Source organism: Rothia sp. HMSC069C04 (assembly GCF_001812895.1).
Lineage (GTDB): Bacteria > Actinomycetota > Actinomycetes > Actinomycetales > Micrococcaceae > Rothia.
This window is the reverse complement of sequence record NZ_KV810736.1, coordinates 428,106-449,132: the sequence shown is the minus strand read 5'-3', so window position 1 is coordinate 449,132 and position 21,027 is coordinate 428,106. Positions and strand designations below refer to the sequence as shown.

General features: G+C 58.2%; 17 protein-coding genes and 1 pseudogene. 13 read left to right on the top strand and 5 right to left on the bottom strand.

Translation table 11 applies throughout. The features are described from left to right. The first annotated feature begins 50 nt into the window (after positions 1-50). The 6 genes and pseudogenes from HMPREF2879_RS04530 to HMPREF2879_RS09530 form a co-directional block, all read left to right on the top strand. Complete coding sequence (locus HMPREF2879_RS04530) at positions 51-962, top strand: oxygen-dependent tRNA uridine(34) hydroxylase TrhO (protein ID WP_049351919.1); 912 nt, start codon at positions 51-53, stop codon at positions 960-962. Continuing rightward, entirely contained in the window at positions 962-1,459 is a 498-nt protein-coding gene (locus tag HMPREF2879_RS04525) for a GyrI-like domain-containing protein (protein WP_049351915.1), read from the top strand. The genes HMPREF2879_RS04530 and HMPREF2879_RS04525 overlap by 1 nt, the downstream gene beginning before the upstream one ends. A 273-nt stretch (positions 1,460-1,732) precedes the next feature. Further along, on the top strand, positions 1,733-2,833 hold the full coding sequence (locus tag HMPREF2879_RS04520; RefSeq protein ID WP_070634908.1) for an LLM class flavin-dependent oxidoreductase: 1,101 nt from the start codon (positions 1,733-1,735) through the stop codon (positions 2,831-2,833). Positions 2,834-3,028: 195 nt separating this feature from the next. Continuing rightward, a complete protein-coding gene (locus tag HMPREF2879_RS04515) occupies positions 3,029-3,388 on the top strand; it encodes a Cd(II)/Pb(II)-sensing metalloregulatory transcriptional regulator CmtR (protein ID WP_070507093.1) in 360 nt (119 codons plus the stop codon). Beyond that, positions 3,385-4,029, top strand: coding sequence for a cation diffusion facilitator family transporter (locus HMPREF2879_RS04510; protein WP_049331681.1), 645 nt, complete (start codon positions 3,385-3,387; stop codon positions 4,027-4,029). The genes HMPREF2879_RS04515 and HMPREF2879_RS04510 overlap by 4 nt, the downstream gene beginning before the upstream one ends. 38 nt (positions 4,030-4,067) lie before the next feature. Beyond that, a pseudogene (locus HMPREF2879_RS09530) lies at positions 4,068-4,154 on the top strand (luciferase); the annotation flags it as partial. 247 nt (positions 4,155-4,401) lie between these two features. On the opposite strand, the gene HMPREF2879_RS04500 reads toward HMPREF2879_RS09530, so the two are convergent. Next, positions 4,402-4,950 (bottom strand): pyrimidine dimer DNA glycosylase/endonuclease V, encoded by a 549-nt coding sequence (locus tag HMPREF2879_RS04500; RefSeq protein WP_049343205.1) that lies wholly within the window; start codon positions 4,948-4,950, stop codon positions 4,402-4,404. A 2-nt stretch (positions 4,951-4,952) separates the two neighbouring features. Next, on the bottom strand, positions 4,953-6,719 hold the full coding sequence (locus tag HMPREF2879_RS04495; protein ID WP_246822903.1) for a DUF7059 domain-containing protein: 1,767 nt from the start codon (positions 6,717-6,719) through the stop codon (positions 4,953-4,955). 145 nt (positions 6,720-6,864) lie between these two features. Here HMPREF2879_RS04495 and HMPREF2879_RS04490 point away from each other — a divergent pair, with 145 nt between their 5' ends. The 6 genes from HMPREF2879_RS04490 to HMPREF2879_RS04465 all read left to right on the top strand — a co-directional run bounded on the left by HMPREF2879_RS04490 (position 6,865) and on the right by HMPREF2879_RS04465 (position 15,677). Continuing rightward, positions 6,865-7,311: a pyridoxamine 5'-phosphate oxidase family protein gene (locus tag HMPREF2879_RS04490; RefSeq protein ID WP_070634905.1), complete on the top strand. Its 447-nt coding sequence runs from the start codon at positions 6,865-6,867 to the stop codon at positions 7,309-7,311. Positions 7,312-7,614: 303 nt separating this feature from the next. After that, entirely contained in the window at positions 7,615-10,431 is a 2,817-nt protein-coding gene (gene topA / locus HMPREF2879_RS04485) for a type I DNA topoisomerase (protein WP_049346902.1), read from the top strand. A gap of 292 nt (positions 10,432-10,723) precedes the next feature. Then, entirely contained in the window at positions 10,724-11,695 is a 972-nt protein-coding gene (locus HMPREF2879_RS04480; RefSeq protein WP_070634904.1) for a Ppx/GppA family phosphatase, read from the top strand. A gap of 112 nt (positions 11,696-11,807) precedes the next feature. Beyond that, positions 11,808-13,352: a hypothetical protein gene (locus HMPREF2879_RS04475; protein ID WP_070634903.1), complete on the top strand. Its 1,545-nt coding sequence runs from the start codon at positions 11,808-11,810 to the stop codon at positions 13,350-13,352. A gap of 179 nt (positions 13,353-13,531) precedes the next feature. Then, a complete protein-coding gene (locus tag HMPREF2879_RS04470; protein ID WP_070634902.1) occupies positions 13,532-14,599 on the top strand; it encodes a hypothetical protein in 1,068 nt (355 codons plus the stop codon). A gap of 529 nt (positions 14,600-15,128) precedes the next feature. After that, positions 15,129-15,677: a DUF6609 family protein gene (locus HMPREF2879_RS04465; protein WP_070634901.1), complete on the top strand. Its 549-nt coding sequence runs from the start codon at positions 15,129-15,131 to the stop codon at positions 15,675-15,677. Between the two features lie 78 nt (positions 15,678-15,755). Here HMPREF2879_RS04465 and HMPREF2879_RS04460 read toward each other — a convergent pair whose 3' ends face one another. Then, the gene (locus tag HMPREF2879_RS04460) at positions 15,756-17,165 is read right to left on the bottom strand and encodes a chloride channel protein (RefSeq protein WP_070634900.1); all 1,410 of its coding nucleotides are present in this window, start codon (positions 17,163-17,165) and stop codon (positions 15,756-15,758) included. Positions 17,166-17,512: 347 nt separating this feature from the next. On the opposite strand from HMPREF2879_RS04460, the gene proC reads away from it, so the two are divergent. Further along, positions 17,513-18,358 (top strand): pyrroline-5-carboxylate reductase, encoded by an 846-nt coding sequence (gene proC / locus HMPREF2879_RS04455; protein ID WP_070634899.1) that lies wholly within the window; start codon positions 17,513-17,515, stop codon positions 18,356-18,358. Positions 18,359-18,588: 230 nt separating this feature from the next. Here the strand turns inward: proC and HMPREF2879_RS04450 are convergent, their stop codons facing one another. Both HMPREF2879_RS04450 and HMPREF2879_RS04445 read right to left on the bottom strand, forming a co-directional pair. Then, on the bottom strand, positions 18,589-19,251 hold the full coding sequence (locus tag HMPREF2879_RS04450; RefSeq protein ID WP_005504725.1) for a potassium channel family protein: 663 nt from the start codon (positions 19,249-19,251) through the stop codon (positions 18,589-18,591). Next, on the bottom strand, positions 19,244-20,869 hold the full coding sequence (locus tag HMPREF2879_RS04445) for a TrkH family potassium uptake protein (RefSeq protein WP_070634898.1): 1,626 nt from the start codon (positions 20,867-20,869) through the stop codon (positions 19,244-19,246). Before HMPREF2879_RS04445 ends, HMPREF2879_RS04450 begins: the two co-directional genes overlap by 8 nt. Positions 20,870-21,027 lie beyond the last annotated feature (158 nt).

The window sequence follows — 21,027 nt, the reverse complement described above, 5'->3', positions numbered from 1 at the left end:
ATATCAAAAAATCTGCATGCGTTAGGCGCATATGACGATAAAATAGTTTCGTGGCTCAAAATAAGATTATTCTGTATTACCAGTTCGCCCCCATCGCCGACCCGCAGGCGGTCATGCTCTGGCAGCGTGCCCTCTGCGAGAAGCTCGGCCTGCGCGGGCGCATCCTCATTTCCAAGCACGGCATTAACGGCACCCTCGGCGGCGAAATCAACGCGGTCAAGGCGTACACCAAGGAAACCCGCAAGTACCCCGGCTTCAAGAACATGGAGTTCAAGTGGTCCGAGGGCGGCGCGGAGGACTTCCCCCGTCTGTCCGTGAAGGCACGCGACGAGATTGTGGCTTTCGGTGCTCCCGACGAGCTGCAGGTGGACGAGAACGGCGTCGTTGGCGGCGGCGTGCACCTGAAGCCTGAAGAGGTTAACAAGCTTGTTGAAGAACGCGGCGACGAAGTGGTCTTCTTCGACGGCCGTAACGCGTTCGAGGCGAAGATTGGCAAGTTCAAGAACGCTATCGTTCCTGACGTGCGCACCACCCACGACTTCATTCGCGAGATTGAGTCCGGCAAGTACGATCACATTAAGGACAAGCCGGTCGTCACCTACTGCACCGGTGGTATTCGCTGCGAGATTCTCTCCGCGCTCATGAAGAACCGCGGCTTCAAGGAGATTTACCAGATTGACGGCGGCATCGTCCGTTACGGTGAGAAGTACGGCGATAAGGAACTCTGGGAAGGCTCGCTCTACGTCTTCGACAAGCGCATGCACATGGAGTTCACCCCGGACACCGTCACCATCGGCAAGTGCGAACAGTGCGGTGCCCCCTCGAACAAGTTCGAGAACTGCTCCAACGAGAACTGCCGCGAGCTGGTTCTGCTCTGCCCCGAGTGCGCAGCTGATGACGCAAAGCGCCGCTGTGTGCCCGAGTGCTCGGTGGACCGCGAAGCAGCTGAGGTGAACGCCTAATGGCAGCCGCTAAGGGCGGCGCGGTTCAGATTTCTAAACCTCGCATTGAGGAGCACCCGGCGCTGGTTGTTGCTGGCGTCTCGCAGGTGTTCCCCCTGGATGGCGACTTCTCCTCGCTGTGGGATGAGCTGAATCAGAAGGCGTCCCCGGCGATGCTGGATGTTCTGAACGTGACCCAGTATCTGGGTGTGTGCACTCAGCCGAATCCGAAGAGGCAGGTCCGCTACACGGCGGGCTTCTTGGTGTCGGAGCCGGCGAGCGCGGCGAAGCTTGGTCTGGGCGTGCTGGAGTTGCCAGCGAGCACCTACGCGGTGGTTGAGGTGACCGGCCCGATTTCGGAGTCCATTCCGGCTGGCTTTGCGAGCTTTGAGGAGGCGTTCTTCGCGAAGAATCCGCAGTACCGCCCGGTTGGTGGTCTTGAGGTGTACGGTCGCGGCGATATGCAGGCGGCTGATTACCGTATGGAGCTGTGGGTTCCGCTGGTGAAGCGTTCCTAGGGCAGTTTGTTTCTGTCGTTTTAGTTGCAGTTTTAGCTGTTGAATAGAAGGGCCCGGTGGTGCGATGCGTTCGTGCCGCCGGGCTTTTTTGTACCCTTTTTCGGTTATATTTTTGGACCCCTGGAGCGGGTGAGTGTGCTGTGAAGTCGGGGGAGCGGTGCTCCTTTGCTGCATGCCCCAAAACAAATACTTGACATGTAAAATATTGGGTTTAGATTTAAACCACCAGCCCGGCACTACACGAACCCGAGCGCAACTCGCAAAGGAAAAACCATGAGCACCCCCACCGCCTCCAACAGCCAGAGCACCCCGCAGCTCGACGAATCCATCCGCATTAGCCACCTCGAACCCATGCGCGGCGACGAGAAGAAGCTCGGCTTCCTCTCCTTCGGCCACTGGGCTGAGGTTCCCGGATCCCGCGTACCGAACGCTGCAGAATCTCTGCACCAGGCAATCGACCTTGCCGTAGGTGCCGAAGACATTGGACTGGACGGCGCGTTCTTCCGCGTGCACCACTTCGACCAGCAGCAGGCGACCCCCTACCCGCTACTCTCCGCGATCGCGGCGAAGACCGAACGCATCGAGCTCGGCACCGGTGTGATTGACATGCGCTACGAAAACCCGCTCTACATGGCTGAACTTGCCGCCATGGCAGACCTCATTGCGGCGGGCCGACTGCAGCTGGGTGTCTCCCGTGGCTCGCCCGAATCCGTTATCCGCGGCTTTGAGAGCTTCGGCTACTACCCGGCAGAAGGCGAAAATGAGGGCGACATGGCGCGCCGCCACCTCGACATTTTCCTCAAGGCAATTGAGGGTGAGGGTATGGCGCCCAGCGCTCGCGTGGCGGGCAAGTACGCCCCCGTCCAGCCGCAGTCGCCGGGTCTGCGTGAGCGCATCTGGTGGGGTGCAGGTACCGATAGCACCGCCGTGTGGACCGCGCATAAGGGCCTGAACCTCATGTCTTCAACCCTGATGCTGGAAGATAAGGGTATTCCGTTCGATCAGCAGCAGGCGCAGCAGATTCGCCTCTTCCGCTCCGAGTGGGTGAAGGCGGGTAACTCGGGTGTTCCGCGTGTTTCGGTCTCCCGCTCGGTGCTGCCCGTGATTGATGAGACCTCGGCACGCTACTTCGGTCGCCGCGCGGCGGAGGATTCACAGGATTACACCGGCATTATCGACAACAGCTTCTCGCGTTTCGGCCGTAGCTACATTGGTGACCCGGCGGAGATTGCCGAGGATCTCGCTCGTGACGAGGCAGTTCAGGCAGCGGACACCGTGCTGCTGACCGTACCAAACCAGCTGGGCGTGGACTTCAATCTGAAGATGCTGGATGCCATCGTCAAGGAAATCAAGCCCGCGCTGACCACCAAGTAAAGCCCCTGAGGTGAAGACTCCGCAGAACCTTCTGCGCTAGCAGGGTTTCGCGCCAGCGTGCCGCCGTCGCTTCCGTGATGGGCGGTGGTCGCTGATGAGTGCGAACTCTGCCGCCTCCCGAGGGCAAGGGCGCGGAGCACGTGCGGCAGCCCGCACAAGTGGACAATTAGTCAGTTATCACTGTATAGTCATCGTATGCTGACTATTGCTTCACGCCTCGACGTCATGAACCGGCTCGGCCGCGCCATGGCCGACCCGACACGTTCCCGGATTCTGATGACCCTCCTCGGCGGCCCGAGCTATCCAGCCGTGCTCTCGCGCGAGCTGGAGCTGACCCGCTCGAACGTGTCCAACCACCTGACCTGCCTGCGCGATTGCGGAATCGTCGTCGCCGAGCCCGAGGGCCGCCAGACGCGCTACGAGATCGCCGACCCGCACCTCGCCGCGGCACTGACGTCCCTGATCGACGTCACGCTCGCGGTGGACGAGACCGCGCCGTGCATCGACCCGGCATGCTCGGTGTCGGGCTGCTGTGGAATGGCGGCGGGAGCATGAGCGAGACCCTGACCACCGCACGCCGCGCGATGCTGCACCGGCGCGTCCGCTTCATCGTCGGCTTCACGATCACGTACAACGTAATCGAGGCAATCGTCGCAGTCTGGGCAGGCGTCCTCGCCTCGTCCGCGGCGCTCATTGGCTTCGGGCTCGACTCGGTTGTCGAGGTACTCTCGGCCGCGGCCGTCACCTGGCAGTTCACCCGCAAGGACCCTGAGCGGTGGGAAACGGTCACCGTCAAGGCCATCGGCATCGCGTTCTTCGCGCTGGCGGCCTACGTCTCGATCGACGCGGTGCTGGCCCTGGTCGGCCAGGAGGGCCCCGACCGCAGCCCGCTGGGTCTCGGTATCACCGCGCTGAGCCTGGTCGTCATGCCTCTGCTGGCGTGGATTGAGGTCCGCACCGGGCGGGAGCTGGGCTCCAAGAGCGTGATGGCCGACGCCAAGCAGCTCATCCTGTGCATCTACCTCTCCGGTGCAGTGTTCATCGGCCTCGTCCTCGACAGCCTGTTCGGTTGGTGGTGGGCTGACTCGGTCGCGGCGCTGGTCGTGGCGGTGCTCGCGGTGCGCGAAGGCCTGGAGGCCTGGCGCGGTGACGTCGAGTCGCCGTTCGAAGTGCTAGAGGACCTCGAAGACGACTGACCCGTCACCCGACGATGAAGAGCCAGTGCTGCAACCCAGACATGCGCTACGAAAACCCGCTCTACATGGCTGAACTTGCCGCCATGGCCGATCTCATTGCGGCGGGTCGACTGCAGCTGGGTGTGGACTTCAACCTGAAGATGCTTGAGGCAATCGTGAAGGAGATTAAGCCCGCGCTGACCACCAAGTAAAGACCATGAGGTGAAGGTCCTGGGGTAAAGACCCCGTGCCAAGCTGTTTCCAGCGCTCTGTAACGCGCTGAGATGTTTGTTCCCATACAGCTTGAGCCACACATACAGCGATGCCCCGGCAGGCACCCGCAAGGGTTCTGCCGGGGCATTACTATGCTCACGTTCTTAGAAATCCTTCTGTCTAAAAGTCCTTCGTCTTTTCCCAAGGCTCAATAGCGCCCGGAACCACCTCAAAGAGCGGATGCGCACACGCCGCCAGCTCGCCGCGTGCCGCCAGGCGCTCGCTCAACCGATGCTCCCACTCGGGGTCGCGCCCAGCCACCTTGTGCTGCAGAAAGGCGAGCTCGTACTCCAGCTGACCCAAAGGAACGGGAATATGCGCGACCGAAGTGTACGGGTTTCCTGCCTTGTCGGCGCAGTTTTTACCTGTGCCGTTTTTAACTGCGCTATTTTTGTTTGTGCTATCTTTGCCCGCCTCATCTTCGCCCGCACCAATCAGTGCACGGTTGAACGAGTAGCCGCGGGCATCCGCCTCATCCGCCAACCCGCACAGGTAGGTGGCAACCGCCCCCAGCGGCTGCGGATGCGCGCGAAAACGAATCAGCTGCGGATGGTTCGTGTACCCGCGAGTCAGACCCCGCAGAACCTTCTGCGCCAGCAGAGTTTCACGCCAGCAGGCGACCAAGGCGCGCCGATCGAGCAGACTGGGGTGAAGGGACCAAATGCGCACGCCTAGCCCTGCGCTTCTGCCGCATGGACCTCAGCGGCATTTTTATCAGCTGATTCTGCGCCCGCGTGCTCGTCGCTAAAGTGCAGGAAGCTCTTGAGCACCAGCTCGCGCACCGCGTGCAGCAGGGTGTCGCGCGGATGCTGCTCCTGCGTACCGCGTGCGGCGGCGGCAGCCTCGTCGTATTCGGGCCAGGACAGTAGCATGGCAAGAGCCGCCACAATCTGACCCACGGCAAGCTCACCATCGCTCGCCGACGCAAAACCAGCGGTCTCGGTGGAGAGCAGCTGGGTGCGGCACAGACCCGAACCGGCACGCAGCAAAATGACGCTGGGATGCTCGGCGCCGGGGCGGCCGTGGCGTTCCTCGGTGACGTCCTCGGCGACCTCCAGGTGTGCGGTAAGGAGCGCCTCATCGTCCATGGCGGCGAGGCGGTCGTAGCGGCGCACGGACTCGGTGAGGGCGCGGGCAATGGGCTGCTGAATCGGGTAGGTAATCTCCTCGAAACGCTGTAGGGGCTCGGTCACCCCTGCCGCGGTTGCCTCGGTCGGGCGGCGCAGCCAAATCATGCCGAAACCAATAGAATGAACGTTCCGGGAAGCGAAGTCGTTCAGGTACGCCACGTAGGTCTGCTCGTAGTGGCTGCGGTCGCGGTTCTCGCTCGCATCCTTCAACCAGGTCTCCGCGTAGGAGGCGGGGGTCAGCGCCTCACGCTGAATAAACCACGCCTCCGCGCCGCCGTCGGCAACCCAGGCGCGCGGACGCTCATCCCACGGGCGCGGTGCGTCCGGGTCCGCCGAATCGCGAATAATTTCCCAGTTGCCCAGCATCTGCGCGCGGCCACCGGGCACCAGCACCGACGGCAGCTGACGCACCATCGTGCTCACAATTTCGTCACCGGGCAGGCCGCCGTCGCGGTAGGTGAACTGCTCCTCGGCGCTCTCACCGGCAACGCGCGGGGTAATCACGAACGGCGGGTTCGACACCACCAGGTCGAAAAGCTCACCAGCGACCGGCTCCAGCAGGGAACCCATGCGCAGGCTCACGCGCGCCTGCGGGTTCTGCGGGTCAATGTTGAGAGTCTGCGCGTTCAGCAGCAGGTTAAAACGGGTGAACGCCAGGGCACGCTCCGAAATATCGGTGGCGGTCACGTGCTCGGCGTGGGCGAGCAGGTGGAAGGTCTGAATACCGCAGCCGGTGCCCACATCCAGGGCACGCTTGACGGGGGTGCGCTCGGTAATCTGCGCCAGAGTCAGGGATGCGTGACCGATACCGAGCACGTGATCCTTGCGGAGCACGCCGGGGCGCTGATGCGCACCCAGGTCAGCGGCAACAAAGATTTCGGTGCCGTCATCGGCGGCGTGCGGGCGCAAATCAACACTTGCGGACCAGCGGGTAGAATCCGCGGCGTCGCGCTCAATCAGCGCGGCATCTTCGAAATCAACCAGGGTATCTGCGAAAACCTCGGCTGCCTCAGCCTCAGTGAGCGGGCGGGCCAGCAGGAAAAACGCCAGCAGACGCGCCAGGTTCTTCTCACCCGCGCTGTAATCGCCGCGCAGAACGTGCTCCACACGCCACAGGCCCGGAACCACCTGGTCACGAGCCATCGCCTCAGCCGCCTCAACACCCAGCAGCTCCTGCACAGCGTCATAGCTGTAGTTCAACGCCAGCAGGCGTTCACGGATGCGGGTCAGGCGGGCGTAATCATCGCTACGGGGAGCATCCGCAACGGCGGCGTACTCGGGAGCAAAAGAGGCGGCAGAAATAGTCATGCACACCATTCTACGCACCCGCCGCATCTGCCTGGGCGCGCCCACCGCGTATAGGCGGCAACGCAATGACACGGCCCCGACCCACCCACTGACCAAAACCGTCATCTGCGCAAGAGCGCCCACCCCATCGCATACACTGTAGAGCATGAGCAATCTCTACCCCGATGAAAGCATCAGCGCCGAGAAATGCTGGGAGCGCCTGCACGCGAACACCCTCGGCCGACTCGTCATGACCGACGGGCAGCACGTCGACGTGCTCCCCGTGCTCTACGCCGTGGCCAACCAGGAAATTTACATCCGCACCACCCGCGGCAATAAGTTCTCCTCCGTGGTGGTCAGCCGCCGCGTCGCCTTCGAAATCGACGAAACCCTCGAGGACGGCATCCGCTCGGTCATCGTGGTCGGCGTCGCCCACTGGCTCCCGCCCGAGATGACCCCGCAGATCGTGCGCACCTTCGACCTGCCGGACTCCGACACGCACGAAATGCAGTGGGTGCGCATCGCGCCGCAGACCGTGTACGGCCGCGAATACCCGCTACTGCCCGCATACCTGGACGGCACCCACCCCGACTCTGATACCCTCACCAGCTAGCGGTTAGCGTCCACACCCCGGAAAACGCGGCCCCGCAGGATCCCCGGTGAGCACGTCAACGGGTGCCCCGTGCACCAATCAGTCCACCGGTACCGTATGATGGAGCGAGTACCCTGCGACCACCGCGTCTCAGCGCACACACGGTGCGGGGCGCAACCTCGACCCCCGCTCCGGGAGTCCAACACACTAATCGCTCAACGAAACACCTCACCCATCGTATTGAACCGCCCCGACCGCCCGGACCGGGCGTTCGTGTGGGTTATGGTTGAATACGTAGCGACAACACATAGATAGAGGAGTGCCGTGCCCGCTCAGGCCAAGAATGGAAAAGCCCTGCTAATCGTGGAGTCCCCCTCCAAGGTCAAGACCATTAGCGGCTACCTCGGCGAGGACTACCTGGTCGACTCGTCCATGGGTCATATCCGTGACCTTCCGCAGCCCTCCGAGCTGCCCGAAAACCTCAAGAAGGGGCCCTACGGCAAGTTCGCGGTCGACGTTGAAGACGGCTTCGAACCCTACTATGTGGTCAACCCCGACAAAAAGAAGAAGGTTACCGAGCTCAAGCGCAAGCTCAAAGAGGTCGACGCGCTCTACCTGGCAACCGATGGTGACCGCGAGGGTGAGGCCATCGCGTGGCACCTGAAGGAAGTCCTCAAGCCCAAGGTGCCCGTCTACCGCATGACCTTCCCCGAAATCACCCGGGAAGCCATCCAGCGTGCCTTCGGCGAACTGCGCGACATCGACCTGCACCTGGTCGATGCGCAGGAGACCCGCCGCATCCTCGACCGTATCTACGGTTACGAAATTTCCCCCGTGCTCTGGCGCAAGGTCGGTCGCGGCCTCTCTGCAGGCCGCGTGCAGTCCGTCGCGACCCGCCTCGTGGTTGAGCGCGAACGCGAACGCATGGCCTTCGTCGCCGCCAACTACTGGGACCTGTCCGGCCGCTTCCTGAACGCGACCTCCGAGGGCTTCGACGCCAAGCTCGTCGCCGTGGACGGCAACCGCATCGCCACCGGCAAGGACTTCGCTGACGACGGCACCCTCAGCTCCTCCAAGGTCACCCACCTGAACGAGGAAGCCGCCCGCGCGCTCGCCGCCGCCCTGCAGTCAGCGGCGTTCTCGGTGCGTTCGGTCGAGACCAAGCCGTACAAGCGCCGCCCGGCAGCGCCGTTCACGACCTCCACCCTGCAGCAGGAAGCCGCACGTAAGCTGCGCTTCTCCTCTCGCGTGACCATGCAGGTTGCGCAGCGCCTGTACGAGAACGGTTACATCACCTACATGCGCACCGACTCGGTTGCGCTGAGCGATCAGGCCGTCAAGGCCGCACGCCGCCAGGCCTCCGAGCTGTACGGCGCCGAGTTCGTGCCCTCCGCACCGCGCGTGTACACCTCCAAGAGCAAGAACGCACAGGAAGCCCACGAGGCAATCCGCCCCGCGGGTGACACCTTCCGCACCCCGGACGCTGTGCGCGGCTCCCTGTCCAACGACGAGTTCCGCCTCTACGAGCTGATCTGGAAGCGTACCGTCGCCTCCCAGATGGCCGACGCGACCGGTTCCACCGCCTCCGTGCGCCTGGGCGCCGTGGCCTCCAATGGTCAGGACGCCGAGTTCGCCGCATCCGGCACCGTCATCACCTTCCGCGGTTTCCTCGCCGCCTACGAGGAGGGCGTTGACGCGTCCCGCGTGGCCGAGCGTGAGGCGAAGGATGCCGAGAAACGCCTGCCGAACCTGACCGCCGGCGAGGCTCTGACCGCAGAGGCGATTGAGCCCGCCGGTCACGAGACCCTGCCGCCCCCGCGCTACACCGAAGCCTCCCTCGTGAAGACCCTGGACGAGCTGGGCATTGGCCGTCCGTCCACCTACGCGGCGGTTATTTCGACCATCATGGACCGCGGATACGTGAACGTTCGTTCTGGTTCGCTGATTCCCTCCTGGACCGCGTTCTCCGTGGTGCGCCTGCTCGAATCCAGCTTCGGCCCCTACGTGAACTACGAGTTCACCGCCCAGATGGAGGAAGACCTCGACCGCATCGCGCGCGGTGAGGAGTCCCGCGTCGAGTGGTTGGACGAGTTCTACTTCGGCGGCGACTCCAAGCGCGGCCTAAAGCCCATCGTTGACAACCTCGGCGAGATTGACGCCCGCAGCATCAACTCCATCCCGATTGCGGACGGCATTGTGCTGCGCGTGGGCAAGTTCGGCCCCTACCTGGAAGCCGAAGGCACCCTTGACACCGAGACTGGCGAGCTGACCGAACCGGTCCGCGCGAATGTACCTGCCGACCTGGCACCGGACGAACTGACCGAAGCGAAGGCACGCGAACTGCTCGAACAGGGCAAGTCCGACGGCCGTGTGCTCGGCGTTGACCCGGTTTCCGGCAACCAGATTGTGGCTCGCGACGGTCGCTACGGTCCCTACGTCACCGAGGTGATCGAGGAGATGACCGAGGAGCAGATTCAGGCGTACCTGGACGCGCAGCCGACCGAATACTACAAGAACGGCAAGCCCAAGCCGAAGAAGAAGCCGAAGCCCGCCAAGCCGCGCACCGCCTCCCTGTTCAAGTCCATGGACCTGGCGACCGTGACCCTGGAGCAGGCACTGCAGCTGATGAGCCTGCCGCGCGTGCTCGGTACCGACGCTGAGGGCGTGGAGATTACCGTGCAGAACGGCCGCTTTGGCCCGTACCTGAAGAAGGGCACGGACTCCCGCTCGATTGGCAGCGAGGACGAGATCTTCACGATTACGCTGGAGCAGGCGCTGGAGATTTACTCTCAGCCGAAGCAGCGCGGTCGTGCGGCGGCTAAGCCTCCGCTGGCTGAGCTGGGCGTGGACCCGGTCAGCGAGAAGAAGATCGTGGTGAAGGACGGCCGCTTTGGCCCGTACATCACCGACGGTATTACGAACATTACGGTTCCGCGTGCGGAGTCGGTCGAGTCGCTGACCCACGAGCGTGCGGTGCAGCTGCTTGCTGACAAGCGCGCGAAGGGCCCGGTCAAGCGTAAGACCGCTGCGAAGAAGACCACCACGGCTAAGAAGACTACTGCTAAGAAGACGACCGCAAAGTCTACTACCGCGAAGAAGACGACCACTCGTAAGACCGCGGCGAAGAAGACCGCCGAGTAGCTCTTCTACCTGAAGGCGCAGGATGCGTCCCGAACCCCTTAGCGGGGTGGGGCGCCTCCTGCGCCTTTTGCGTGCCCGGGCTTTTGGGTGTCCGGGGAACGTTTGTGCTCGGGATGTTCGGCGCGTTTTTGTGCCCGCGCTGTGTTTTTAGGCTTGCGCTGTGCTGATGCTGGGCATCCGCCCGGATTGTTTGCGGAGTGAGCCGCGCCTCTGACAGACTGGGAGAGGCGCCGCACCTGCGGTACCGCACACAGATACTATCCCGCCGCGGGGCGGGGGAGGGGAGCGCATTGTGCGCCTGGGAGTTCTGGATGTCGGGTCGAATACGGTCCACCTGCTACTGATTGACGGTAGCCCTGGAGCGCGCCCCGAACCGTACGCGTCCCATAAGATTCCGTTGCAGCTCGTGCAGTACCTCGACGCTGAGGGCAATATTTCGCAGAAGGGTGCGGACGCGCTGACCCGCTTCGTGACTAGCGCCCGGGACTTCGCGATCGAGAATGAGGCGGAGGACCTGCTGGCGTTCTCCACGAGCGCTATCCGTGAGGCGGGTAATGGTGCGGCGGTGCTGCATCAGGTACGTGAGCAGACCGGCGTGAGCCTGAACGGTATTTCGGGTGATCAGGAGGCGGCGATTACGTACTTTGCGGTGCGCCGCTGGCAGGGCTGGGGCGCGGGCCGCATCCTTGATTTTGATATTGGTGGCGGCTCGTTTGAGTTTTCGACGGGTACGAATGCGTTGCCGGATGCGGCGATGAGCGTGCCGTTGGGTGCGGGCCGTCTGACGCGTGAGTTCTTTGATGAGCAGCCGCCGAGCCCGAAGCAGGTGAAGCGTCTGCGTAAGTATGTGCGTGAGCAGATTGCCCCGGTGGCGGAGAATCTGTTGCGTTATGGTGCGCCGGATATGACGGTGGGTACGTCGAAGACGTTCCGTTCGTTGGCGCGTATTTGCGGTGCGGCGCCGTATTCGGCGGGCCCGCATGTGAAGCGTGAGATGCATCTGCAGGATTTGCGTCTGTGGACTCGTCGCATGGAGGCGATGACTGTGTCTGAGCGTAGCGATTTGCCGGGTGTTTCGAAGGCGCGTGCGGAGCAGATGCTGGCGGGCGCTATCGCGGCGGAGGCGGCGATGGAGGCGTTCGGGGTTGAGACAATGCGCGTGTGCCCGTGGGCGCTGCGTGAGGGCCTGATCTTGAAGCGTATTGAGCACCTGGCGGAGGGCACGGGTACTCCGGTCAACCCGAAGACCCTCCTGGGTGAGTAGAACATGATGATGAACCCCGCAGGCTGGTGCGTAACGGGCACCGGCCTGCGGGGGTCACCGCTTTTCTTGTATATAACCCACCGACAAAGACGTAGGAAAGGAACAATCACCGATGAAAATCCAAGAAGTTATTGACGAGGTCAACAACACCTGGGGCGAAGAACACGAAGAAAAACGGAAAAAGATGCTTACGAATAACGTATTTCTGATGCCGGGAGTACTAATTATTCTTGTCTCGATTGCTTATCTTTTCCCGTTAGTAATAATTGGGGCAACGTTTATTTTTTCATCTAATAGAACTTTTGATTTATCTTATGGGATAATTTCTGCGTATTTTAATATCCCATATTATGTATTTGATCTTCGTGTGGGTATTATTGTATCCATTGCAAGTATTCTTTTAAGCCTGTATGTAAGTGTTGGGAAATATGCAGACGGGGCTGAAGGTGTATACGCTGAAGCTCGGCGTGCCGCATATCGACAGTTTGTGAAAATTGTCGGATTTATTATTTTTGTGGCGTTTATAATCAGCTTTTGGCATGGTCTTCTTGCTGGGTATCTCAAAGGCGAATCATTTGCCCCAGAGTGGTTTTTTCTACCTAGAGAGTGCCCTGAATGGTGCAGGTTGATGGTGCCAGCAGATATGGATTTATCGAGATATGGAGAAATGCCTTTATGGATTCTTATATTCTTTGCATGGGTCACTATTTCTTCTGCTTTAATGTTGACATACAGCGAAACAGATATTTTGATTCATAATGTTTCTAAGATTCGTAAATATAACCAGGGTGTAGTTCGTGATAATCACTCCGCCTTAAAGGCTTACTGTTTAGCTGAAGAAGCTTTTAACTATCCGGAGAAAGGCTATTTCACAAAAAATCTTAAGGATAAGTTTATTGGTAACTCTCAGAGAAGAAATCCTCTCTTTCCATCGCGATATTCATACTCTGGGTTTAGATTTAAAACCAATCTCAGTGGATTTCTTTGGAATACATCCATTATTAAAATGGTTTATGGGTTGCTGTTCATCTTGTGTATTTCAGGGGCCGTTTCGTCAATTTTATCTTTCCAGTATATTGGGGCTGACTGGAATTTAGGTCTAATATTTATAATTTTTGCCTGGGAATCAATATTCTTATTCTTGGATGTTAATTACGTGTATAAAGGGGTATATAAGTCTAGGATGAAATACCTTCCGAGACAAGAGAAAGCTCGTGAGTGGGTCGATTTCTATGGATTTAGTGGTTTAAATGTGTGGGTACTAAGAATAATTCTGATCGTACCGGTGGCTTCTGTTTTTGGGTATCTTTTGTACATTGCTTTCACAGTGGACCCGCAGTACCATGTTTGGAGAAATGAAGTTATTACTATAGTTTTGATCGATTCTGTGCTTATATTTTTTCTATACATCTTTTTCTTTAAAATTAAGTGTATTCTGCAGATATCTATCGAGTGTGAAATTCGAGCTTGTATGATGCAAGAGTTTAAGGAATCTATCTGTAATTCGGGTGGTGAACCGAGTGAGGAGCCGAATTATTTGCTTATTCCATATTTTTATTATTTGATGTTAGACGTTGAAAAAATTTACTCTGATTATAAATCTGAACACGGGGATAAAGGATTGAATGAAGGAAGGAGTTTATCTTCATGTGATTAAATTTTATCTATTAATAGGTGTATATTGAGAATTTATATTTATTTGGGAAGTCTTAACATGGATAATCTATTGAAGTATATATAATTTTTCTTTGGGTAAAATTGTTGGAAGAATTCAGAGATAATAAATTTTCTCTGTGATAAGTGGGAAACAAAGGTGTAAGAAAGGAACAATCACTGATGACGAACCAACTACTGTTAGAGCAGGTGCTAGCTGAAGGATTCAGCTGGGATTATCTCTGGCATTGGACCCATGATCCGGATATTTGGAAGGCTATTATCCCCGCCTCCGCGACCGTTATTGCTTCGCTGATTGCTATTATCGGCGTTTGGCTGACAGCTCGTCGGACAACGCAACAGATTGAGCTTTCCAAACAAGGAACACCACCAGAGCTAACTCGTTATATAACATGGGTTGAAGCATCTGAGAAATATAAAAATCTCATGGAATTTGAGAGGGGCAATAGTTTCGAAGGTTCCGAAAAGGAATACAAAGAAATTAAAGCATCCCGAAAGGCTGCTCTTCAGCGAGCTATATGGGAACGGAAAGTAATTTCTGCCTGTCCTGATATTCATGTACAGAAGCGAATTCTGAACATCCCTTATGTAATTCTACTAGGTAAGAAAATCGATTTCTTCACATTGTGGCCCTGGCTTAAATCTAGGTCTGTGAAGACTCTTGAACATATTTTCTCTGTTCTTATTGCAATATGGCTAGCTGTGATACTTATTGAGTATTTTCAAGACGTAAAAAATAAGCAAGATTTTTTTGTTAATGTTTTTTCTTTTGTGGTTACTGCATATATCTTCGGTTATGTTTTGACCCTTCTTTCTGTAGAACATGGAGAAATGGATGCTGAATATCACTGTATTCAAATACGTATCGCAGAGACTAGCTCAAAGGGAGAAGAGCTAGCTGGTTCTTTTTCAAGATACGTCGCGAATAGGCGTCGAGTACGTTTCGCTTTCTCAAAGAGTGAGTATCGTGAATGGATATATTATCCAGGGTTTTCGCTTCGGGAAAGGCCGATTTGGCGATTTATTATTCCGGTAATTCTATTTGTTTATAACCTCTTTCCTGTTTATTGGGTTCTATGCCTCTTTAGTTGGAGTAAGTACGGGGAATGGAAAATGTATGGAACGTATCGCCTCAGTGCTTTTGGGCTTGATGAAGAGAAAAAACCGAAGCGAGAATTATGGACTAAGCTATCCAAATTATTAAAAGAAAAAATAAGGCGATTTAAGTAATATCCTTATTTTGGGATTGAGGCCTGAGAAGCCACATGTGTTTCGAGAAGCCACATCATATGTGGCTTCTCGCTATGGGGCTGTAACCCGTGCAGAATTTGTGCCATGGTTTAGTGTCTTCTGCCATAGTTTTTAACTACAACCAAAGACACTAACCTATGGCACAAATCCGTAACCCATGACCGAATCTCCGGCTGCGCCAGGTAGGTGAGAGCTGGTTATTGGGTTATGCCTTGCCTTTTCGTCGATAGGTTAGTGTCTTCACTGCGGGTTAAAGACTCGCGGCGAAGACACTAACCTATCGAAAACCTCGGTCTAAAAAGCAGGCAGCCCCGGACGCATACACGCATCCGGGCCCGCCTCTTTCGCTTTTTGACGAATTCCCTATTGCTATTTTGATATAATCATAGGAGATGTAATTAATAGTCAGAAGGACTGGGTAATATATGATATATTGCAGAATTTTTCATATTAAAATTTAGTGAAGTAACAAGAGAAGTGACTCTACGAAAGGCTATTGGAGGTATCGATGACTTTTCTAAACTATAACAAAGACGAAAAGTTAGAATTTAACTATAAGAGGGCATGCGGTCTGTGGCTAATCGTGGTAGCGGCAGTTATAGCAATAGCTACCTTGGTTGGAGGAAAACAAATAATAAATATGCAAGTATTCAGCATTGGGTACGTCGTCAGCTTTTTCTCAATCAACATGAACAAGAAGGTGCTGAATAGACTAGCCGATGGCCCTTCGAGCGAATTTCAAAAGAAAGTATCTTCACGTGCCGTTATTCTATTATTTGTCTTAATGGTTTTGCTGGGCGGCCCATTCTTCGCAACTGAAAATTGGAGACTGATTTGGCTAGGGGCACTGATGGCAACCGCGATGCATTTCTTCCCATACTATTATGTGCATGGAAAGTCAATGATATACCTGGGTCTCGCCTGTGCCATTAACGTGTTTGCGGGATATATTTTTACCAACATTCCGTTAGAGGTAATTGCGTATATCGACGCGGCAATTAAGCTCGTCTTCGGAATTTATCTGCTATTCCTTTCAAAGCCGTCAAAGCAAATTTAAGACAGTTCTTCGGCACCGCAAAACAGAACGGCCCCGGACGCACACACGCATCCGGGGCCGCCCGCCACCTGTCAGGACCTACTTCTTAGCGCCGAACGCCCGTGTCCACGCCCAGCGGGTCAGCACCGCCGTGCCCACCGCAACCGCCATCGGCAGCCACGCACTCGTACCCTGACCCGTCAAACCAATCAACAGAGTCAGCGCAGACAGCGGCGCATTCATCGAAATACCCAAAAACGCCGCCGTACCCGTCAACGCCGCCGCATACAACACCATCGACGCACCACCCGGCACCCCACCCAAACCCGGGAACGCCCACAGCACCAGCGCCGCAACGCTAAACGCGGCCGCCGCACCCAACGCCAAACCCGGTGTCAACGTACCGCCATAAGAACCGAAACGCAGACTCAACACCACCACCGCAGCCTTCGCAACAGCCAACGCCAACACATACACTGCAGCCGCCGCGGTCAGGCCGCCCGCCGCCGCATCCAACGACACATTAAACGTGTGCTGAGTCAGCAGACGACCATTACCCAGAATCTCCGGAAGCCACAGCGAAACCACCGCGACCAGCGCAAACGCCACAGGAATACGCCACAGAAGAGAACGATCCTTCGCCTTCAACTTCTCCGCACGCTGCGACAACGCCCTAAAACCCAACGCCAACGGAGCCAACACCACACCCGTCAGCGCCGCCACCGTCAGCGTCGTCGCATCCAACGGAAGCTGCGGCACCGGGTACGTCGGCTCATTGACAATCACCAGATTCGCCGTGGCCGTCGCCGTCCACACCGTCACCGCACCCACATACAGCGACCGCAGGCTCAGACCAACAGCCATCGCCTCCACAAGGTACACCACGCCACCAATCGGCACCTGATACACCGCCGCCAAACCAGACGCCGCACCCGCCGCCACCAGCAGACTACGCTCACGAACACCCAACAGCGCGGCACCATCAGCGCCCACAAAACCAAGACGCTCCAGCAGATTCGAGGTACGGCCAGCCGCCAAAGCACCCAGCTCACGAGGCGCGACCTCCTTACCCACAGGAGAGCCCGCACCCACCGCAACAATCTGAATCACCGAATGCGAAATCTGCCGCCACAGCGACGGGGTGCGGTCCTCCTCGGTAGCACCGGCAATCTGCGACTTCACGCCGACCACATGCCGCCCACCGGACTGCAGGTAGTACCAGACCAGCGCCACAAACGGGCCCAGCGCCGCCAAAACCAGGGCACGACGCGCCGGATCGGCGCCGTCAGTCACCATCGGGTGATGCCCCTCAGACTGACCGAAAGTTAGCTCCTGCATAAAATCCAGCACATAGTGCAGAGCAATCGCACCCAAACCGCTGAACACGCCCGTGACCAGCGCGGCAAGGGTCAGCCCCAGTAGGAGGCGAAACGAAAAAGAACGGAAACCCGCAGGGTTCTGCGGGCTATTCGAGGAAGAATTCGGGGAAGAACCAGTATGAGAAGACATAGAAAAATTTGCGTGTTGCGTGCTGTGTGGTGTTGGAGGCTTCATGCCCGGCACAAACTGCCGCGGGTGAAGCTGTTTTCATTCTACGCCCGCAGAATTACGCCCTCCCCGGCATGCCAGAACGTGAGAAGCGGAGCCCCGCCCATTGGGTCGCGGAGCATGAGGTGAAGCCGCCGCCCAGAAAACGCGGAAGAAACAGAGCCAGGTCACATGCCCGTAGCCACACCCGCTATGCTGGAAGGGTACGCCTCCACGCGCCCGCCGCGCACCGAACAGTAGCCCCCGGAACACACCGGCGGCACGCCTGCCGGCACCCGGCGCAGGCACCCCATTAGGAAGGATCAACGATGACCGCAACTATTGCTTTTCTCGGCACCGGCTCCATGAACGGCTCCATCGCCGCAGGTCTGCTCGCTGCAGGCCACGACCCCGCCCACATTCGCGCTACCGTACGTAGCGAAGAATCTCGTGCCGCCCTCGCCCAGCGCCTCGGCGACAAGGTAGAAATCATCACCACCGGCGGCGAAGCTGACGGCAACCACAAGGCAACCGCCCACGCGGACGTTGTGCTGCTCGGCGTGAAGCCCTACGGCATTGTCGAGCTCGCCCGTGATATCGCACCCGCCCTTGCCCCGAACGCTGTTGTGGTGTCCGTTGCTGCTGGCGTGACCCTCGAAACCCTCGCCGAGTGCCTTCCCGCAGGTCAGCCCATTGTTCGCTGTATGCCGAACACCCCCTCCTCCGTGGGCAAGGGCGTGCTTGCCATCTCCACCACCGACAGCGTGAAGGACGAACAGAAGAAGCTCGTCGAAGAGATCCTGGGCACCGTCGGCTTGGTTGTTGAGGTCCGCGAAGACCAGATGGATGCGGTCACCGCCGTCTCCGGTTCCGGCCCGGCATACGCGTTCCTGCTTGCGGAGGCGATGGCAACCGCCGGTGAGAAGCTCGGCCTGGACGCAGACACCGCCCTCAAACTTGCCAGCGCAACCGTTGCCGGTGCGGGCTTCCTGCTCGACACCAACCCGGATGCGCCCGCCCTGCGCCGCGCCGTGACCAGCCCGAACGGCACCACCGAGCGTGCACTGAACACCTTCGTGGACGGTGGCCTCTTCCAGCTGACCGAGGACGCGATGCGCGCCTGTGCGGCACGTTCGGCGGAAATGAGCCAGCTGTACACCGCTGACGAGGACTAATCAGCGGAAGCTAATCAGCGGGGACTAACCAGCGAGGACTAATACTGTCTGGTAGCATCTCCCTGACTAACTGAAACTACAGAAAAACAGCCTCCTCCCGGCAGAACGGGAAGAGGCTGTTTTTCTATGCCTATTTGCTTTTCTATGTCTAATCGCGGGCTCCTTAAACGCAGGTTCATCAAAACCAGCAGAGCTGGGGAAGATAACCGCCGCAACGAGGAAAAACGCGCTTAGGGTCGTGCCGCGAAGCGCTCGATCAAATCCACCTGACCGGACACAATCAGAATGTCGCGCGAATGAATACGGGTGGTTGCATCCGCGTAGGTGAAGTCCTCACCGGGGGACTTAATGCCGACCACGGACACGCCGTACTTGGAGCGGATATCTGACTCGGCGAGGGTAAAGCCGTGGGTTTCCTTCGGCGGGCGCATCTTCGCAATCGCGAAGTCGTCATCAAACTCAATGTAGTCCAGCAGTCGACCCGAGACGAGGTGCGCGGCGCGGCGGCCGGCGTCCGCCTCCGGGTAGACCACGTGGTGCGCGCCAATACGCTCCAGAATCTTGCCGTGCGCGGGGGTGATAGCCTTCGCCCAAATACGCTCCACACCAATGTCCACGAGGTTCGCGGTAATCAGCACGGACGCCTCCACGGAGGTACCCACACCCACCACGGCGGAACCGAAATCGTCCGCACCCAACTGGTGCAGGGTGTCGATATCGGTCGCGTCGGCGGAGACCACGTGCGTCAGCACGCCGGACCACTTCTGCACCAGCTCGGGGTCCTTCTCGATGGCGAGAACCTCTTTATTCTGCAGGCGCAGCTGGGCCGCCACCGCGGAGCCGAAGCGTCCCAGACCAATCACGAGGACGGGGGCGTTATGTGCACTAGCCAATGGTGGGCCTTTCTTCGGGGAACTTGTAGAGGCGGCGGCGTGAACGCAGCGCCAGGCCGGTCGCGGCGGTTGTGGTGCCCACACGGCCAATGAGCATCAGGCCGCTGAGCACGTAGATACCCGCCGGCGGCAGGCTGGAGGAGAGACCATTCGAGAGGCCGCAGGTCGCGAAGGCGGAGATGACCTCGAAAATGACTTCCTTGAGGTCCGCGCCGCTAATAATCAGAATCGACGCGGTGCCGACACCTACCACGGTAGCACCCATAACAATCACGGAGATAGCAATACGCAGGGAGGACTCGGGGATGGTGCGGTTGAACGCGACAACCTTCTGATCGCCTCGCGCCTCAGCAAGGATAGACAGGGCAATCACGGCGATGGTCGTGACCTTCACGCCACCCGCGGTCGAGCCGGAGCCACCGCCAATGAACATGAGCATGTCCGTCAGGAGCGTGGAGACGGGGGTAATGCTGCTCATGTCGACCAGATTGAAGCCGCCCGAACGCATCATTACAGAAGCAAAAATGGCGTTCAGAACCTTGTCGCCTGCGGAGTAGTCGCCGATGGTGGCGGGGTTGTTCCACTCGAAGAGACCCCAGAAGAAGGCACCAAAACCGAAGAAGAAGAGGGTGGTGACCATGGTCAGTTTTGCGGTGAGCTGCCAGTGTGAGGGGCGGAAGGGGTTGCGCTGAATCGCAATGAAAACAGGGAAACCAAGCGAGCCCAAGAACACGGCAATGCAGATGGGCACGAGCAGGAAAAGGTCATGACCGTAAGGCACGATGCCGTCGGAATGCGGGGTGAAGCCTGCATTGTTGAAGGCTGAGATGGAGTAGAAAATGCTGTGCCAGATCGCCTGGAACGGGTCTTCACCGAGGGTCAGGAAACGAGGAATCAGCACAAGCGCAATGATTGCCTCGATGGAGAATGAAGCATAGGAGACGCTCTTGATGATGCCACCGACCTCGCCAAGACGGCTGATGTTCAGGTCTTCCTGTGCGATGAGCTTGGTGCGCAGACCCATCTTACGGCCGATAGCCAGCGCCAGCAGGGAGGTAATGGTCAGAGTACCCAAACCACCGACCTGACAAGCCACAAGAATCATTGCCTGACCGAAGGTGGACCACTGCTCGGCGGTGGAGACGGTAGTCAGGCCAGTCACGGTCACCGCGCTGGTAGAGGTAAAAAATGCGTGGTGGAAAGGCGCGGGCTGCCCATCATTGGAGGAGATGGGCAGTAGCAAGGTGAGCGTAAAGAAGATGATGACCAGCAGAAACGCAGTGATTGCGGTGCGCGAAGGCGAGGCAAGAACGGTCACGTCAATAAAGTCACGGAACCGTTCGAGGGTCTGCAGATTGAACCCCATGGGGGCGCGCTTACGCTGAACCTCGGAGGTTTCGCTCACATGGTCGCGTAGGGCGAGCAGACGATCGAGGTCAATACCGGGCACGCTCGTGAGGATGCTAAGGTTTTCGGCCTCGAGGCGGTCGCGTCGGCTACGGTGAACCTGCTGCTTTTGAGGCACGGATGTGGTGCCGCTGAGGGTGTCCCAGCGGCGGTTGAGCTGACCCTGGGGATGGTGATGTCGGCGCCGGGTGCGGCGGAGTATGCGTCCCATGCGCCTCCTTCAGTGGGTGTCTGGGTGTTGGTGTGTTGGGCGGCGGATTTGTGCCTGTTTTGACGCCTTCTAGTGTATCGCGCCGGGTGCTTTGAAAGGGGGTAGTGTGTTGATAGCTGGACGCTCAATATGTGAGTTTGGCAAAGGCGTAGGGGCGG